This window comes from Thioalkalivibrio sp. ALE14, from assembly GCF_000376845.1.
Classification (GTDB): Bacteria; Pseudomonadota; Gammaproteobacteria; order Ectothiorhodospirales; family Ectothiorhodospiraceae; genus Thioalkalivibrio.
In genome coordinates, this window is record NZ_AQXY01000029.1 from 130,910 (window position 1) to 148,293 (window position 17,384).

Here is a 17,384-nt window from a genome sequence, read left to right on the forward strand (position 1 = left end):
ACGACTTCAGGCCGAGCCGGCGACCGGTTCGGGGTCAGGCGCGACATTCAGCAGGTCACGCAGGGTGCGCCCGTCCAGGCGCTCGCGGCGCGCGGAATCGACCTCCTTCAGGGTCGTTTCCACCGCGGTACTGCCGCGCAGGCGGCGGATGGCGTGGTCATCGGTATCCTCGCGCAGGGCCTCCAGGATCTCCTCCACGCGGATGGCATCGAGATCCCGCGCCGGCACCAGGTGCTGCCCGTCCTCCCCCGCCTTCAGCAGCAACCCGGCCTCTTCCAGCCGCCGCGCTGCAGCCCCCAGGGCATTGCCCGGCACCGCCAGTGCGCCGGCGACCTCATCCAGCGTGGGCGCCGGATGGCCGTCATGGAAGCGCTGGCCCACCTGCTGCATCAGGTGCAGGCCCATGCGCTCGCGCGCCGCACCGGACAGGCGCAGACGATGACCGCGCACATTCATGTATTCCGGGTGCTGGACGAAGAAGGCGACATTCGCCCCGATCAGCAGGATCAGCCAGGCGAGGTAGATCCAGATCAGCAGCATGATCATGATCGCGAAACTGGAGTAGATCGCCGCGTAGCGAGTGGAGCCCGCCACCATGTTGGCGAACACCCAGCCCACGCTCTGCCACAGGAACCCCGCGACCACCGCGCCGATCAGCGCCGGGAGGATCTTCACCCGGGTGTTCGGCACGAACACGTAGATAAAGGCAAACGCGGCAATGATCAGGAAGTACGGCGCCAGCCGCGAGATCTGGGTGATCAGCATGCCGAAGGGCTCGACCCCGGCAATCGCCTGCATCGCGGCCGACGACATCACCGTGGCGGTCAGCCCCAGGGCCGAGACCACCAGCACGGGACCGATCAGGATCACCGACAGGTAATTGGAGAAGCGCTGGGCCAGGCTGCGGCTGTTCTCCACCCGCCAGATGGTGTTGAAGGCCAGCTCGATCTTCTGCACCAGCGCGATGACCGTGTACACGAGGAACAGCAGGCCCACGAAGCCGAGCACGCCCACGCGCATGTTGTCGACGAAGTCGAGCACGTTGTGGGCGATCTCCACCCCCTGCTCGCCCAGGGGCTCGAGCACGCCCAGCAGGAACGGCTCCACCGCGTTGTGGGCGCCGAAGGCCTTGAGCACCGAGAACGACAGCGCCAGCAAAGGCACCATGGACAGCAGCGTGGTGTAGACCAGGCTCATCGCGCGCAGCGTGAGCTGGCCCTCGGCGACCTCGCGCACCAGACCGAACAGCCCCCGCACGATCCCCAGCGGCACCGCCTTCCACCATGGAAGAGCCGACAGGTCGGTGTCATTGACCAGTTCGGTCAGCTGACGGCGCCGGGCGTCCAGGCGTTCGGCCCAGGCTAGCCCCGCCACGCATCACTCCCGCAAATCGGACGCCTCCTCACGCGGCCCTACTTCTGCTGCCACTGGCCGTTGCGGTCCTGGTACCAGTAACCCGCGGGGGCTTCCTCTACCCAGACCCGGGCGAAGGTCTCGCGGATCTGGCGTTCCCAGTCCGGGCGGTCGTTGGCGCGGGCGATCTCGCGGTAGAGCGAATCACGGTCCGAGTTCTCCTCGCTGATCAGCCGCTGCACGGTGCTGCGATCCCGCAGCGGCACATCCGAGAGGTCGCGGATTACCACGTCGGCGTTGTTGCCGAAACCGATCGCCCCACTGCGGAAATGCGGCGCCAGCTGCGGCGCCCGCTCGCGCATCGAGGCCCGGATCCGGTTGATGGCCGGGGTCTCGATCTGCAGGTCCGGGCTCTGGGCGGCGGCCGGGCTCACCAGGCGTTCCAGCACCCACGCCAGGGCGGGGGTGGCGCCCGCGCTGCCGGCGTGACGCGGCTGCGCCGGCAGCTGCGCCCCGGACTCGGACTCCGGCGCCGCCTCGGCATCCGGAAGCTGCAACGCGTCTCGCACAATGGCGCGCGCCGCCTCCTCCGCCGCGGCAGTCGGGAAATAGATATTGATGGTCACGCAGCCGGCCATCAGGGCCAACACCAGCGCCAGTCCCGGAACACTCCACAAAGCCTTCATGCCTGTCATCCCTTGTTCGGGCGGGTCCATCCCGCATGTGCCCAATCTACACCATGATGCTGAATGGCAACCAAACGCGGCCCCGTCATTACTGGACCACCGGTCCTTCACCGGCCTGGATGACCGCCAGGCGGTTGATCAGCTCCGGCCAGTCCACCCGCCGGTTGTAGCCGATCACCTGGATCTGCGGCAGCCCGCCGCCCTGCACCAGCACGAAACCGCCATCGGGACGATCCGCGACGCCGGAGGCGGTGCACACGTCCCCGCGCAGTTCGCACCGAAAGCCCAGGCGGCGATAGCTGAAGTTCTCGAATAAGCGCAGAAAGATCGACGAGGCCGCCGCCTGCAGACCACCGCCCAGCTCGGTGATGTTCTCCACCGCGCGCTGGCTGATACGGCGCCGGCCCGGATCGTCCATCGGCGTCATCAGTTCCAGGTCCATGTGGACCGGCGACCAGTCCACCATCACCAGATCGTTCACGTGGCCCGACAGCCGACCCTGGATACGCCCGACATCGAAGGCGCGCGTGACCAGCTCCAGGTCCAGGCGCTGGATCTGCGTCGACAGCCCGAGCTCCGGGGCATAGCCGAACAGGTCGTGGATATAGAGATCGCGCAGGATGACCTCGCCGTCGAACACCTGGACCAGCAGGCGCCCGTCCACGTTCAGGTCGCCGTCCTCCAGGCGCACGCGGGGGATTATTCCCGCTACCTGCCCGGAGAATCGGGGCCATCCCAGCACCTCGGTCAGCGGCTCCAGGCTGATCGCCCGGATCCCGCCCTGGAACTGCACGTCCGGCCCGGTTTCCGTCTGCTGCACGCTGAAGGCTCCGACCCGCAGGCCACCGTCGAGGATCGGGATCTCGGTCGCCTCCAGCAACTCCAGCCCCTGCGGTCGCGCGCGTACGCTCGCGCTGAAGGCATCGAGCGGGAGCCCGTAGACATGGGCGGCATCCACCTCGATCCGCCCCGCCCCCCCCGGCACCGTGTCCGACCAGTCCAGCTCGCCCCCGGAACCGCTCAGACCGAAGCGTCCGCGCCGGTCCTGAGCCTCCACCCCGGACCATGCAACGCGAGCGTAGCGTGGCCCCGATGCCTCCAGCTCGATCTCCCCGGCCAGTCGTCCCGCCACGTCCAGTTCACCGAGGGCGGTCCCCACCAACCAGGGCGACAACAGGGTGTCGTAGATCACCCCCAGCGCCGCAACTTCTCCCTGGATCCGGCCCTCCAGGCCGTGCCCGGAGGCGAACGCCAGGTCCTGCCCCTGCAGGGCCGCCGCCGCTCCGTATTCCAGCGAGAGCGAATCCGTGCGTACCGAGCCGGCGTCGGCGTCCGCCACTACGCCGCGGGCCTCAAGCGTGACGGGCCCCTCGGCGTCGAGATCCACGAACCAGGGGTCGACGAACACCACCCCCGCCGTCACGGCCGCCTCCACGTCCCAGCCCCCGCCATCCCCGGCGACCCGCAACCGCGCATCCAGCTCCTCGCCCGCCTGGAGCCCGAGGTCGTCGCTGAAGGCGAGGTCATGGACCCGAAGGGTCGCTTCCGCATGGCCGCGTTCACGCCAGCGCAATACGACATCCGCCGTGCCCTGCCCCAGTTGCACGGGCAGCTCCAGCGGCAGGCGCGGGGAAGCGGTCAGCGCCGTCAGTTCGATACCCCGCAGGTCGGCCCGGACATCCCAGCCGCGCGAGGCGTCATGCTGCACACGGAAGTCGCCGCGTGCCCCGAACCAGCCGGGCCACGCGCCGGTCAACTCAAGCCGTCCGGCCTCGCGCCCCCAGCGCAGGCTCACCCGCTCCCCGCGCAGCGCCAGGTCCCCGGCATCCCCCCAGAGCCGCGCCGCGTCGCACTGGATACCGGCACGACTGACCCGCAGGTCGTCACATTCCACACGCAGTTGCCTCAGCGTCCCGACCGGGTCAGGCAGCTCGACACGCTCCGCACGGATCTCCAGCGACAGGCCATCGCGCGTCCATTGCACCCGCGTGCTCAGACCGCGTGCGTCGAGGTCGTCGCGTAACAGGGATTCGATCTGCAGGTCGAGCTGGATACCGCCGGATGTCGTCGCTGCATCGGAGGCCATTGGTGCCCCTGCCAGCAGGAAGAGCACCGGCGCGGCCGCCGCGGCCATCCTGCCCGGTGCACCGCGCAACGCGCGCATCAGGCCGGGTCGCCCCGCTCCGGCAGGCGATCGCGCAGCGGGCGCGCCAGACGCGCCAGCCACTCGCGCAGGGCAAAACGGGAGGTCTCCAGGGCGTCCAGGCGCGGCAGAAAGTCCTCGACCCGGCGCGGGTCACCGGTGGGGCCGCGGAAGCCGGTCGGGGCCGGTTCGGCGGCCAGTCCGGCGCGCTCGAAGCAGGCCAGAGCACGCGGCAGGTGCAGCGCCTGGGTCACCACCAGCACCCGCTCCACGTCGCTGTGCTGGAGCCGCTGGCGGGTGTGGGTGGCGTTCTCGCAGGTGTTGCGCGAGGTGTTCTCCAGCCAGCGCACCGGCACGCCCAGATCGGTCTGCAACGTGGCCGCCATCAGCTCGGCCTCGGAGCGCCGGCCGGGCAAGGCCCCCGGACGTCCGCCCGAGACGAGGATCGGCAAACCGGTATCACGGTGCAGAAGGGCGGCATGGCGCAAGCGCTCGTGGGTCCGTGGATTCAGGGCGTCCCGCCCCCCGTCCTCGCCACGGCCGGGCCAGCGCCCTCCGCCCAGCACCACGATGGCATCGGCCCGGCCCACGGCGATCACGGTGTCGCGCAGGTCCCGCTCGATGCTGTGGGCCAGGGGCTGAGCCACGATGTTCAGGCTCGGCAGCACGAGCGCCAGCAGGCCCACGGCCAGCAACGGGCGCCCACCGCGCCAGTCCGCGCGCCAGAAGGCGACACCCACCAGAGTCAGCGCGATACCCAGCCCGGGCGGCAGCAGCAGGTGCTCGGCGATCGTCTGCAGGGTGGCGAGCACGATGGTCTCCGCCCGCGGCCGGGGTTACTTCTTGCCCGGCGAGTAGAGATAGTGGGCGTAGGTGGCGACGTCCTCGGAAACCCGGCGGATCAGGTGATCCAGGCTGATGATGGCGAATTCCAGCAGGTTCACCGCGATGTACGGCTGCTCGACGCGCAGGCGGTCGTACATCGAGCGCGACAGCCGCAGCAGGCGGGTGTTGTCGCTCAGGGCCCGCATGCGCACGCCCCGCGGCACGCGGTCAAAGAACGACATGGACCCGGCCAGTTCGCCGGTCTGCATGCGGCCGACCTCGATCTCCTGACTGCCATCGTCGTGGTACAGCGCGGCGGTCCCGCTGACCACGAAGAACAGCGACTCCCCGACCTCGCCGATATCGGCGATCACCTGCTTGTGGTGCGTCTCCACCACCTCCAGGTACTGGAGCAGGACCTCGACCTCGGCCGGTGTCAGCGACGCGGAGATCGGGTGCTTGGAGAGAAATTCGGTCAGCAGTTCCTTGGACATGGAGAGGGTTCCTTCTGACGGGTCCGCAATGGGCTGTGAGAGGCTTTAGAGTATAACGAACGAAGCCCCGAAGCGGGGTCACGAACATGCCGAAGGAGGATCATTTGATCGACATCGAGGCCCTGCGCCGCCACCTGCCAAGGCGCCTGCGCGACGGGTGCGCCGTCGTGCTGGTGACCGACGCCGCAAACATCGAAAGCCCGCGGGGTGCGGAACTCGAAACGGTGGAAGCGTTTCTCGAGCACCCGCCGGAGGCGCGTGTGCCATTGGTCCTGCTACTGGACACGCTGAGCGGGCTCGACCTCGCGACCGGTCAGCGGCTACTGGGCGGACTGCGCGATCGCTGGGCCGACGAGGTCCTGATCCTGCACCGGAGGGACGACGAACGCTGGGACCTGAACGATTTCCTCGCCCTGGGCTTTCGTCATGATCCGGAGGCCGAGACCGCCGCACCGGACCACACGGTCTACCGCACCAGCCTGTACGACTACAAGCTGACCCCCGACTGGCTGAACGCCCGCTTCTGGGCCAACCCGGAGATGTGGAACAAGGCGCGCTGGTAGCGCGCCCCGCGGCCCTCCCCGCCGGCGCCAGTGGCCGGTCAGTCGTCCGGGTTCAACCGCGGGTGGGTCTCCTCGCCCCACCACCAGACCAGGGCCCCGGAGAGAAACATCGCGACCACCACAAACCAGAAGCCCCACACGACCGAGCCGCCCAGGTGGGCCACGATGCCCAGCCCGAGCGCACCCACGCCGTAGCCGAGATCACGCCAGAAGCGGTAGGTCCCGATCGCCGATCCTCGCCAGTTGGGGTGCGCGATATCCGCCACTGCGGCACTCAGGTTCGGGTACAGCAGCGCCATACCGAACCCGGTCACGGCCGCCGCGAACGACCACCACAGCACGCCGTCGCCCAGCAGCGTCAGGGCCACCCCGCCACCACAGATCCACATCCCCCAGATGATCGGCTGGCGGCGCCCGATGTGGTCCGACAGGCGCCCAGTCATGAACTGCGAGCCACCCCAGACGAAGCCGTAGATTCCGACCACCCAGCCGATCGCCGCCAGGCTGAGCCCCTGCTGGTACAGGAACACCGGATAGAACACCCAGACCAGGGCATCCACGAACTTCTCGACCAGCCCGGCCTGGCTGAATGCGGCCATACGCCGGTCGCGCCAGGACATCAGGGTAAACACCTCCCAGGTGGTGGGCGTGTCGGCGATGTTCTTCGGATAACGCGGAACCGGACCGGTGGACTGACCGGCCGCATGCCGCGCACCCTCTGCCTTGGCCCACTCCAGCGTCTCGCGCACGAACACCGCGGTCATCACGATCGCCAGCGCAATCACCACCAGGCCGAAGATCAGCAGGCCCATGCGCGGGCCGAACGCGGCCGCCATGTAGCCGGTCACGATCCCCGCGACAGCGACCCCGACATACCCGGAGAACTCGTTCATCCCCATGGTGAAGCCGCGCTCGTCGGCACGGGTGATGTCCATCTTCGCAGTCTGGGTCATCGACCACGCGAGCCCCTGGTTCACGCCCAGCAGCACGGTCGCCGCCACGATCCAGCTCCAGGACGGGGCGTAGAGGATCATGAACGGGATCGGAATCGCCGCAATCCAGCCCAGCATGAGGACCGTCTTGCGCCCCAGCCGCTCGGACAGGCGCCCGGCGACGAAATTGAGCGCGCCTTTCACCACCCCGAAGGCGACCACAAACGCGGTCAGCAGCATGAACGAGCCCTCGGCCACGCCGAACTCGCTCTCCGCCAGCGCCGGCACGACCGTGCGCATCATGCCGATCGTCAAGCCGACGAAGAAGACCTGGATCAACTGCTGCCCGAACTGTCCGAGATTCTCGCGGATGCCGTGCGTCAGGTGGGCATAGGCCTCCGCGGCCTTGTGATGGTCTGTCACGTCGTGCGCTCCGTGTCGTTGTGATCCACCGTTTCCAGGGGCAGCCCCTGGTAGCGCCACTCGGCAACGCCGTCCTCGAGCCGGGTCGCGTGAAAGCCGTACTGGCCCAGGACCTCCACGGCCTCGCTCGCCATCAGGCAGTACGGGCCTCGGCAGTACGCCACCACCGGCCGATCCGCCGGCAACTCGCCCAGCCGGTCGCGCAGTTCATGGACCGGGATGGAGCGGGCATAGGGAAGATGGGCATTCGCGTATTCCATACCCGGCCGCACATCCAGCACGATGACCTCGCCACGGCGGGCCTGTTCCAGCAGCTCGGGCCCGGCCATCGGGGCCAGCTCGCCCGGGCCTTCGGCGAGCTCGCGGGTAGCGGCCTGTAGCTCCAGCAGACGCTCCTCCGCCAGACCGCGCAGCATCACCCAGAAATCGGCAACATGCCGGTCCACCAGGCGATAGAACATGCGCCGACCCTCACGCCGGGCCTCCACCAGCCGCGCCTGGCGCAGTTCCTTCAGGTGGGCGCTGGTCAGCTTCACGCTGATCTCCGCATCGGCTGCCAGTTGCTCGACGCTCTTTTCCCCCTGCACCAGGACTTCGATCAACTCCAGCCGCTTCGGACTGGCCGCAGCCCGGGCAATGCGGGCCACCTGCTCGTACAGCAAATTCTTGAGGTCTCTACCCGACATAGCGTTCATTCCAATATTCGTTGGAATGAACGCTATAGGATCCGGCGACCTCACGCAATCCCCTGGTCAGGCTGCCCTTCCCCTCTGCGGCGCGCGCATTCCGGCGCACCCATTCCGACAGGGCACCCACGATCGGGCCCTCCGGTTTTTGGGTGATTTTGGGAGGAAGATTAATTCCTGAGTAATCTACTCGGGAACTTCGATTAGAAGTTGCTTACTAACTGAATGACTATCCCGTGCCCACGGGCACCCTTCCCCTGCAAAAGGAGGACGTCATGAGCCAGCTGATCAACAACTTCCCGGCCGACGGCGTGGTCACCATCAATCGCGTGATCCTAAAGCCGGAATACACCATCGACGACCTGCAGGAGCGTGTCGCGGTCCTCTGCGAGAACGTGAAGACCTATCACTCGGATACCGGGTTCGTGGGCGGCTTTGTGGCCCTGAACTCCGGCGCGGTCTCCAACGAGGGCTCGACGATCGGCCAGGCGGTCGAGAGCCCGATGAAGGACAAGGAAGCGCTGATCATTACCTTCTGGAACAGCTTCGAGGAACACGAGGCGTCGCATCAGAGCGAGACCTTCCAGCCCCTGTTCCAGCAGGTCCTGGAACTGTGCGAGAACGGGAACGAGGAGATCGCCTACGAGATGCTCTGGTCCGGCGCGGCCTACGACCCGGAACAGGCCAAGGCCGCCCGCGAGGCCAAGGAAACCCACGCGGCCTGACGGCTGCATGCCGGGAGCGATCCCGGAACAAGGAACTGTCGTCTCTCCAACGACTGTACCCATTGCCGGGGCCTAACGCCCCGGCTTTTTTGTCGGCCGCCCTGGTCGCGCCTCCATAGCGCCCTGCAGGAGCCTGTTTGCAGGCGAATTCCCCTGACCACGTCTGACTTTGGCAGGGGCTTCGCCTGCGAGCAGGCTCCTACGATGTTTGGGGTGTGCTGAACCGGGGGTCATCTCAAGCATCCGGGCTCTTTCTGACGCCGGAGATCCCGGCTCTGCGCTTCACCCCGGCCGGGTGACCGCATGGCCTCCGAACGCAGATGGGTGTCCTCTCGCCCCGGCCGCGCCGGCCCCAAACGAACGAACCCCGCGGCATGGCCACGGGGCTCGCTGGGTATACCGAAAAGCATCGGTCTCAGCGCGATGCGTCGTCCTGATCCTCGGGCTCGTGCATCTCCGGCGGCGAAGACAGGGTGTGAGTCTTCTCGTCGTAGCGTCCCTTCAGCTCGTCGGTCTTGCTGTGTTCCCACAGCGGCACACCGACGAAATAGCCGGCGCGTCCGATCGCGTGCGCGGCCACCGGAGCAGTCAACAACAGGAAACCGATCACCGCCACGGCCCGGGTCGTCACGCCACCGTCGCCGAAGTACACCGCTACCCCGACCATCATCAGGCCAGCGCCCAGCACCCCCGCCTTGGTCGTGGCATGCAAGCGCATCGGGAGGTCCGGCATGCGTACCAGGCCCAGCGCCGCCACCACCATGAACGCGGCACCCACCACCAGAAACAGCCCCGTGAAGAACTCAGTCATCGTCCCGGTGCCCCCCTTTCTCCAGATAGCGGGCAAACCCGACCGCCGCGAGGAACGCGGTCAGCGCCAGCACCATGGCCACATCAATGAACGGGGTGCGCCCGCTGGAGATCACGTACACCGCGATGAAGCCGATCGTCAGCGATGCGATCAGTTCCAGCGCGACCACGCGATCGGGCAGCGTCGGCCCCAGGTACAGCCGCCAGAACCCCAGCAGTAGCGCGATGCTCAGCAGGACGTTGGCAGCGATGATGGCGATATCGAACATCTAGCGCAGGACCTCCAGGGCCCGATGTTCCAGGTACTTGATCGAGCGGATCACCTCTTCCCGATCCTCGATATACATCACGTGGATATAGAGCACCTTCTTGTCGGTGGACACGTCGAGGCTCAGCGTCCCCGGGGTCAGCGAGATCAGGTTGGCGACAATGGTGATCTCGCCATCGGTCTCGGCATCCAGCGGGAATGCGATCACGCCCGGCACCATGTGGTGGGTCGGCGTCATCACGTCGTAGGCCACCTTCAGGTTGGACAGGAACAGCTCCCACAGGAAGTAGCCAATAAAGGCGATGAACTTCGGCACCCGCCGCGCGTAACTCGAAAACCCGGGCTTGTCGCGCAGCGCAAACGCCAGCAGCACGTAGCCGAGGAAGAAGCCTACCAGCAGGTTCCCGGTCGTAAACGTCCCGGTCAAAAAGACCCAGATCAGGGCCAGCGCGATATTCCAGGTCAGCGCGATCATGGGCGACTCTCCCCGAGGACCGCTTCAATATACTGCGACGGATCCAGCAGTTGTTCGGCCGACATCAAAGCCATCTGGTAGATCGGCTCGCCGTACAGGCCGATGGCCACGGTCATCAGTGCCAGCATGATCACCGGGATCCACATCCAGATCATCGGACCGGAGGTCACGTCATCGGTCTCCACGCCCTCCGGCTGCGCCTTCCAGAACACCTCGGCCCAGATCTTGATCATCGAGTACAGGGTCAGCAGCCCCACCACCAGCGCGACCGCCACCACCCAGTACGCCTCGGCCTCGATGCCGGCGCGGATGATGATGAACTTGGCGAAAAAGCCGGACAGCGGCGGCAGCCCCGCCAGCGACAGCGCCGGAATCAGGAACAGGACGCCCAGCATCGGGTTCGTGCGGTAGATCCCGCCCATCTGCTTCAGCTCGTGGGTCCCCTTCATCACGAAGGTGATCCCGCTGATCAGGAACAGATTCGCCTTCACGATGATGTGGTGCATGATGTAGAACACCCCGCCGACCAGCGCCAGCGGCGTGAACAGCGCCAGCCCCATAATCATGTAGCCGATCTGGCTGATGATGTGGAACGACAGGATGCGCCGGAATTCGTAGTGCGCCGCCGCCCCGAGCACGCCGGTCAGCATGGTGGCGGCCGCCACCCACAGCAGGATCTCGTGGGTATAGTCCACGTCCTGATTGAAGATCAGCGTGAACACGCGATACAGCGCGTACACCCCGACCTTGGTCAGCAGGCCCGCGAACAGCGCGGAGACCGCGACCTTGGGCGTGTGATAGGAGGCCGGCAGCCAGAAGAAGAACGGGAACGCCGCCGCCTTCACCCCGAACGCGACCAGGTACAGCATCGCGATCACGGTGATCAGACCGGTGTCCTCCACCGTGGCCAGCTTGTCCGCGATGTCCGCCATGTTCAGCGTACCGGTCAGCCCGTAGGTCAGGCCGATCGCGGTCAGGAAGATCATCGACGACAGCAGGTTCAGGGTGACGTACTTGATCGCCCCCTCCATCTGCGCGCGCTCCCCGCCCAGGATCAGCAGCGCGAAGGAGGCGACCAGCATCACCTCGAACCACACGTAGAGGTTGAAGATGTCGCCGGTCAGGAAGGCGCCGTTCACCCCCGCCAGCAGCAGATGGAGCAGCGGGTAGTAGCCGAACTTCTCCGACATCTTGCCGATGCCGGAGAGCGAATAGAGCGCGGTGGCAAAGCCGATGATCCCGGTCAGCACCACCATGATCGCGGCCAGCATGTCGGAGACCAGCACGATCCCGAACGGAGCGGGCCAGGAGCCCATCTCCATCACCACATGGCCGTGCTCCCAGGTATCCGCCAGCAGCCAGACGGAGACCGCCAGCATTGCGCCGGTGCCCAGCACACCAAGCGAGCGCTGTGCGAAGTGCGAGCGCCAGAACATCACCGACAGCGCGCCGAACAGCAGCGGCAGCACGACCGGAAGGGCCACCGACATCATCATCGATCAGTGTCCTTCATCTGGTCCATGTCATCGGCCTGAACCACCTCGTAGGCGCGGTGAATCAGCACCACGGCAAACGCCAGCACCCCGAAGCCAATGACGATCGCGGTCAGCACCACGGCCTGGGCCAGCGGATCGGCGGATATCCCCTCGGGCACAGTGTCGCCCGGCGCGATCAGCGGCGGCGCACCGGAGGTCATGCCCGCTACGGTAAAGATCAGCAGATTGGCCGCATTCGACAGCAGCACCAGCCCGATTACCAGCTTCACGATCGAGCGGCGCAGCATCATGTAGATGGCCGCGGCATACAGGCCGCCCACCACAAAGGCCATGACGACTTCCATCAGTCTTCCGCCTCCGCGAGGTTCAGCATGATGGTCAGCACGGACCCGATTACCACCAGGTACACCCCGATATCGAAGATCAGCACAGTGGAGAGCTTCATCTCGCCGAACAGCGGCGCGGTGAACTCCCACCACTGGGCGGTGAAGAAGGCCTCCCCGCGGAACACCCCGGGGATCGCGCTGATCACGGCCAGCACCATGCCAACGCCCAGCACGTCGCGCGGGTCCACGCGCAGCACCTTGCGCGCCGACTGGATATCCATCGAGAACAGGTACAGCACGATCGCCGCGGCCGCGACCAGACCGCCGATGAAGCCGCCGCCCGGTTCGTCATGACCGCGCAGCAGCAGGAACACGGAGAACAGCAGCAGCAGCGGCAGCAGGAAATGCCCCGCGGTGCGCAGGATCAGGGAATGCATGTTCATCGGCGGTCCTCCGCGCGGAAACGCAGCATCGCGTACACCCCGATCGCCGCCAGCGCCAGCACGAAGATCTCGCCCAGCGTGTCCAGCGCACGGAAGTCCACCAGGACCACGTTGACGATATTGCGGCCGTAACCGGAGGGCACCGACTCGTCGATGAAGTACTGCGAGATCGACGGGAACAGGCGCGCATCCAGGGTGCTCAGGATCAGCAGCGTGATCATGCCACCCATCACCAGCGCGATACCGGCATCGCGTACGCGCAGCGCCGTGGACGACAGGTTCAGGAAGCCCGGCAGGCGGAACAGTACCAGCACCAGCAGGATCACGGTCAGGGTCTCGACCAGCACCTGGGTGATGCCGACATCCGCCGCGCTGTAGAGCACGTAGACCAGGGCCACGGTAAAGCCCAGCGAGCCCAGCGCCGCCACCGCGCCCAGTCGCGAGCGGGTCAGCACCGCGAACAGCATGGACGCCACCAGGATCGCCAGGATCGCGACCTCGTGGATCTGCAGCGCGGCCCAGTCGAGGCCGCCCACACCGACGCCGAACAGCTGCGCCGTCACCCCGACCAGACCCGCGGTCATCGCGACGATCACAATCACGTAATAGCGCAGGTAGCCGTTCTGCAGCACGCGGGTCTGCCATTCGGACAGCGCCACCAGGCCGTCCATCATCTTGAAGTAGCCCTTCTCCGGGCCGTATTCGGCGGCACGGTCCACCCACGCCAGCGCGCGGCGCGCCTGCTCCCAGCGCCAGTACAGCACGCCACCGGCGACCAGGCTGAACGCGGAGATCGCCAGTGGCCAGTTGACCCCGTGCCACAGCGCCAGGTAGCCGTCCACCGGCGCGCCCTGCACGCTGGCCGCCGCGGCGTTGATCAGGCCTTCGTCCGCCAGCCCCGGGCCGAGACCGAAGATCAGGCCCAGGCTCGCGAGCACCGCCGGGCCGGCGAGCATGGCCACCGGGGCGTCATGGTGCGGCGTCTTCGGCGTCTCCACCTTGGGTCCGAACCAGGGGCGGATACCCACGATCGCGGCCACCGCGACCCCGAGGATCGCGGTCAGCACCGCCAGCAGGGCGAGGATGCCGCCCAGGCTCGGCGCATCGAGCACCGCCTCCAGCATCAGTTCCTTGGCGACGAAGCCGAACAGCGGGATCACGCCCCCCAGCGACAGTGCCGCGAGGATCGCGAACGCCGCCGTCACCGGCAGCGCGCTGCGCAGCCCCCCGGTCTGCAGGAAGTCCTTCGCCCCGGCCTCGTGGTCGAGAATGCCGGCGACCATAAACAGCGCGCCCTTGTACAGCGAATGCGCCAGCAGGAAGGCCATCGCCGCCATCAGCGCGGTCTCGGTACCAATGCCGATCAGCATGGTCAGCGTGCCCAGTGCCATCACGGTGGAGTACGCCAGCACCTTCTTCACGCCGGTCGAGCGGAACGCCAGGAAGACCCCGGTGAACATGGTCACCGCGCCGAACAGCGCCAGCGTGGTGAACCAGATGTCGGTGCCGCCCAGCGACGGATTCAGGCGCGCCAGCAGGTACACGCCGGCCTTCACCATGGTGGCGGAGTGCAAGTAGGCGGAAACCGGCGTCGGCGCCGCCATCGCGCGCGGCAGCCAGAAGTGGAACGGGACCTGCGCCGACTTGGTGAATGCCCCGAGCAGGATCAGCATCAGCAATGGCAGGTAGAGCGCATGCTCGCGCACCACGTCGCCATTGTTGAGGATCTCGGACAGCTCCCAGGAACCACCGGCCATCGCCAGCATGATGATCCCGGCCAGCAGCGCCAGGCCGCCGCCCACGGTGACGAACAGGCCCTGCAGGGCGTATTTCCGGGCGTCCGCGTTCTCGTGGTTGTAACCGATCAGCAGGTAGGACGTGATGCTGGTCAGTTCCCAGAACACGAACATCGCGACCAGGTTGTCCGCCAGCACCAGCCCCAGCATGGAGCCCATGAAGGCGAGGATGATCACGTAGAAACGCCCGAGGTCGCGATCCCCCTCGAGGTAGCGCCCGGCATAGGTGACGATGAAGAAGCCGATGCCCGAGATCAGCAGCGCAAACAGCAGCGACAGACCATCCACCAGGAACGAGAGCTGGATATCCAGCCCCGGCAGCCACGGCCAGGCGAGCACGATGGACTCGCCGCTGGAGACCGCCGGCAGGAAACTGAGGAAATAGACGAACAGCGCGGCCGGCAACAGGCCCAGCACCCAGCCGCTGGCACGGCCGGTCAGGCGGTGGACCGCGGGGGCGATCGCCGCGACCAAGAACGTTGACAGAATCGCGTAGAGCATCCGGCCAGCTCAGTCCTTTTGGTTCCGGGCCAAGGGCGCGGCCGGTGGCCACGCATGAAGAATCGTTCCGTCGTACAGAATTCGGACAGGCTTGGGTATCGCGTGCCGGTCTCGAACGGTCGCGGAAGCCTACTGACTTGGGTGGGACCGCGCAAGAAACGCGATGTTCCTCACGACGATCCCTTGCCGGAGGGCCGAAATCCCGATCAGACCCAGTCGCTGCGGCGCCGGCGCGTCGGGATACGGGTCAGGATGATACCCAGGATCACCGAACCCACGGTGACCAGGGCGCCGGTCATGAACCACTTGCGCTGGCTGTCCGCCTGCATCACCTCGACCTGTCGACGATAGTCGTCGGCCGAGTCGCGGGCCTCGATCAGCTCCTGCTCCAGCCGCCGGTTCTCGCGCTGGATCTCCTGCGGGCGCGACGCGATATCCCGCAGTTCTTCCAGTTCCGACTCCATGTCCGCGATCCGGGCCTGGAGTTCGTCGCGCTCGGTGGTCAGTTCGTTGCGCCGGTCCAGCAGCTCCGCGATCCGACCCTCCTGGTCGTCGGCGCCGGAACGGATCTCGGCCAGCTCGGCCTCGACCTCGGCCAGGCGTTCGCGGGAATGCGGCTCGTCCTGCAGGTAGCGCGTCAGGATCCACGCCTCGTTGCCGCTGGGCAGGCGCACCCGACTCCAGCCATCGCCGGAGGCTTCCAGCACCGTCAAGGGCTGCCCCGCCCGCACGGCACTCACAATGCGGTTCTGGGTGGAGGGACCACCACGCACCCCCACTTCCAGTTCCTCACTCACGTACCGCGTCTGCTGAGCGGCCGCGCCGCTCCAGGCCACCATCAGCAGTCCGCCCAGGATCAGCATCATCGCGCGCATCGGCCACCCACTCATCGTCATGTCTGCTGCCATCTCTTGATTCATCAGGGAACAACCGCGCCGCATTCTACAGCGGCACAGACCGGGCGCGCGCCACGTCGCACCAGGGGTTGATCGAGTTCACATAACGCCTCACATGAATCGCTCGCGCACCACTCGCGCGGGGAACGTGAGCAGATCAAAGGCCACGGGCACCAGTCGCCGGACCTGCGCCGCCGTAACCGCCAGCAGGTACAGGATTCCGGCGAGCACCGCGAGCAGCAGACTGACGAGCCCGCCCAGCATCACGCGCGTCGCCTGAAGAACACTCACCAGCCAGATCGGTGCCAGCGCCACAATCAAGGGAATGACGAGGCCGAGGATCGCCCCCACGGACTGTTCGAACAGATCCAGCGTCGCCGGAGGCGCCGCATCCCCCGCCAGCAGGGTGTCCAGCAGTTCCTGCCGATACACCACCCACTCCAGATGAAACCCGCCAAAGCCCGACACCAGCGCCACTGCAGCCAGCGTGACCGCAGCCACCAGCACCAGGGCACGGCGTACGCCTTCGCTCCCGTCCATCAGGGCCTGCGGCAGGAGTCGCGAAACGCCCCGGGCCTCGGCCAGCAACCAGCCGCAGACCGCCGCGCCCCCGAGCAGAAGTGCGACCACCAGGTCCGGGAAGGCCATACCACCGGTCTCCATCGACCCCGGAAACTGCGCACTCAGGGCCGGATCGAACAACCGCTGGTACACCACCACCGCGACGCCGGTCAGCACCAGCCCGGCCGCGCCCAGCAGCCACTGACTACCGGCCTGGGCATACGCCGGCAAATGACGCTGCGCCGGATGGTCGCGGCTCTCGAAGCGAGTCAAACCGTTATCCAGACGTTCGCCCTGGCGCTGCAGATCCGCCAGCCGCCGATGCACCTGCTCCAGTCGCCCGGTGAGCTCCTGCAAAGGGGCCTCCAGACGCCGGCGGGCCGACAACAAGCCCCGCGCTGTCTGCCGGTGCTCCTCCATGCCCAGACGGGCAATCCGTAGCACCGTTTCCTGCATGTCCTGCGCCAGGCGCTGCCCCTGCGGGCTGTCACTCACCGGCGTACTGACGAGCGCCTCCAGCCGGCTGACCCACCCCGGCTCGGCGGACAGGCGCCCCTCGTCGCGGACATAGGCATCTTCCAACTCTCGCAGCGTCTCGTGGACCTGCTGGCGCAGATCGGGGATCTCGGCCAGGTCATGGCCCACCAGACGGGCGTAACGCCGCTCCAGGGCATGGACCGCCACATGAACGCGTTCGGCCTCCAGCCGGGCCAGATGTGCGTGATGCCAGCGCTGGGTCGCGTCGCGCAGGTGCAACACCTGACGCCGCAGGGCGCAAACCAGGCGGGTTACCCCGCCCGTGAGCCCCACCAGCAAGCGCCGCAAGGGCCGCCGTGCCAGGTCCAGCACCACGATTGCGACCACAACCCCCAGCACCCACAGCAAAACAGTGACGGCCACGACTCCCCCTCGTTTGTTGTTCTTTCAGGCATGGTCCGTGCCCGCCACCTCGCGCGCAACTCCGGGCCCCACCAACCGGTTG

General features: G+C 67.0%; 18 protein-coding genes. 2 read left to right on the forward strand and 16 right to left on the reverse strand.

The features are described from left to right. Positions 1 to 6: 6 nt before the first annotated feature. From F572_RS0110080 to F572_RS0110100, 5 genes are all read right to left on the reverse strand, one after another. On the reverse strand, positions 7 to 1,374 hold the full coding sequence (locus F572_RS0110080) for a YihY/virulence factor BrkB family protein (RefSeq protein WP_017942347.1): 1,368 nt from the start codon (positions 1,372 to 1,374) through the stop codon (positions 7 to 9). 38 nt (positions 1,375 to 1,412) lie between these two features. Next, entirely contained in the window at positions 1,413 to 2,039 is a 627-nt protein-coding gene (locus tag F572_RS0110085) for a YdbL family protein (protein ID WP_017942346.1), read from the reverse strand. An 88-nt stretch (positions 2,040 to 2,127) separates the two neighbouring features. Then, complete coding sequence (locus tag F572_RS0110090) at positions 2,128 to 4,203, reverse strand: hypothetical protein (RefSeq protein ID WP_017942345.1); 2,076 nt, start codon at positions 4,201 to 4,203, stop codon at positions 2,128 to 2,130. Next, positions 4,203 to 4,994 (reverse strand): YdcF family protein, encoded by a 792-nt coding sequence (locus F572_RS0110095; RefSeq protein ID WP_017942344.1) that lies wholly within the window; start codon positions 4,992 to 4,994, stop codon positions 4,203 to 4,205. Before F572_RS0110095 ends, F572_RS0110090 begins: the two co-directional genes overlap by 1 nt. A 24-nt stretch (positions 4,995 to 5,018) precedes the next feature. Then, entirely contained in the window at positions 5,019 to 5,501 is a 483-nt protein-coding gene (locus F572_RS0110100; protein ID WP_017942343.1) for a Crp/Fnr family transcriptional regulator, read from the reverse strand. Between the two features lie 104 nt (positions 5,502 to 5,605). Here F572_RS0110100 and F572_RS0110105 point away from each other — a divergent pair, with 104 nt between their 5' ends. Further along, positions 5,606 to 6,064, forward strand: a complete 459-nt coding sequence (locus tag F572_RS0110105) for a DUF6231 family protein (protein WP_026143072.1) — start codon at positions 5,606 to 5,608, stop codon at positions 6,062 to 6,064. A 38-nt stretch (positions 6,065 to 6,102) separates the two neighbouring features. On the opposite strand, the gene F572_RS0110110 is transcribed toward F572_RS0110105, so the two are convergent. Both F572_RS0110110 and F572_RS0110115 read right to left on the reverse strand, forming a co-directional pair. Further along, complete coding sequence (locus F572_RS0110110) at positions 6,103 to 7,419, reverse strand: MFS transporter (RefSeq protein WP_017942341.1); 1,317 nt, start codon at positions 7,417 to 7,419, stop codon at positions 6,103 to 6,105. Then, the gene (locus tag F572_RS0110115) at positions 7,416 to 8,114 is read right to left on the reverse strand and encodes a metalloregulator ArsR/SmtB family transcription factor (protein ID WP_026143071.1); all 699 of its coding nucleotides are present in this window, start codon (positions 8,112 to 8,114) and stop codon (positions 7,416 to 7,418) included. Before F572_RS0110115 ends, F572_RS0110110 begins: the two co-directional genes overlap by 4 nt. A gap of 266 nt (positions 8,115 to 8,380) precedes the next feature. Between F572_RS0110115 and F572_RS0110120 the strand changes: the two genes are divergently transcribed. After that, positions 8,381 to 8,830: a hypothetical protein gene (locus F572_RS0110120; RefSeq protein WP_017942339.1), complete on the forward strand. Its 450-nt coding sequence runs from the start codon at positions 8,381 to 8,383 to the stop codon at positions 8,828 to 8,830. 415 nt (positions 8,831 to 9,245) lie between these two features. Here the strand turns inward: F572_RS0110120 and mnhG are convergent, their stop codons facing one another. The 9 genes from mnhG to F572_RS0110165 form a co-directional block, all read right to left on the reverse strand. Beyond that, positions 9,246 to 9,641, reverse strand: coding sequence for a monovalent cation/H(+) antiporter subunit G (gene mnhG, locus F572_RS0110125; RefSeq protein ID WP_017942338.1), 396 nt, complete (start codon positions 9,639 to 9,641; stop codon positions 9,246 to 9,248). After that, complete coding sequence (locus tag F572_RS0110130; RefSeq protein WP_017942337.1) at positions 9,634 to 9,909, reverse strand: cation:proton antiporter; 276 nt, start codon at positions 9,907 to 9,909, stop codon at positions 9,634 to 9,636. The genes mnhG and F572_RS0110130 overlap by 8 nt, the downstream gene beginning before the upstream one ends. After that, a complete protein-coding gene (locus F572_RS0110135) occupies positions 9,910 to 10,383 on the reverse strand; it encodes a Na+/H+ antiporter subunit E (RefSeq protein WP_017942336.1) in 474 nt (157 codons plus the stop codon). Then, entirely contained in the window at positions 10,380 to 11,879 is a 1,500-nt protein-coding gene (locus tag F572_RS0110140) for a Na+/H+ antiporter subunit D (RefSeq protein WP_017942335.1), read from the reverse strand. The genes F572_RS0110135 and F572_RS0110140 overlap by 4 nt, the downstream gene beginning before the upstream one ends. Beyond that, the gene (locus tag F572_RS0110145; protein ID WP_017942334.1) at positions 11,876 to 12,223 is read right to left on the reverse strand and encodes a Na+/H+ antiporter subunit C; all 348 of its coding nucleotides are present in this window, start codon (positions 12,221 to 12,223) and stop codon (positions 11,876 to 11,878) included. Before F572_RS0110145 ends, F572_RS0110140 begins: the two co-directional genes overlap by 4 nt. Further along, positions 12,223 to 12,648 (reverse strand): Na+/H+ antiporter subunit B, encoded by a 426-nt coding sequence (locus F572_RS0110150; protein ID WP_017942333.1) that lies wholly within the window; start codon positions 12,646 to 12,648, stop codon positions 12,223 to 12,225. Before F572_RS0110150 ends, F572_RS0110145 begins: the two co-directional genes overlap by 1 nt. Then, complete coding sequence (locus F572_RS0110155) at positions 12,645 to 14,945, reverse strand: putative monovalent cation/H+ antiporter subunit A (protein WP_017942332.1); 2,301 nt, start codon at positions 14,943 to 14,945, stop codon at positions 12,645 to 12,647. The genes F572_RS0110150 and F572_RS0110155 overlap by 4 nt, the downstream gene beginning before the upstream one ends. Before the next feature lie 206 nt (positions 14,946 to 15,151). Next, the gene (locus tag F572_RS0110160) at positions 15,152 to 15,853 is read right to left on the reverse strand and encodes a TIGR04211 family SH3 domain-containing protein (RefSeq protein WP_026143070.1); all 702 of its coding nucleotides are present in this window, start codon (positions 15,851 to 15,853) and stop codon (positions 15,152 to 15,154) included. Between the two features lie 99 nt (positions 15,854 to 15,952). Then, a complete protein-coding gene (locus tag F572_RS0110165) occupies positions 15,953 to 17,287 on the reverse strand; it encodes a hypothetical protein (protein WP_017942330.1) in 1,335 nt (444 codons plus the stop codon). Positions 17,288 to 17,384 lie beyond the last annotated feature (97 nt).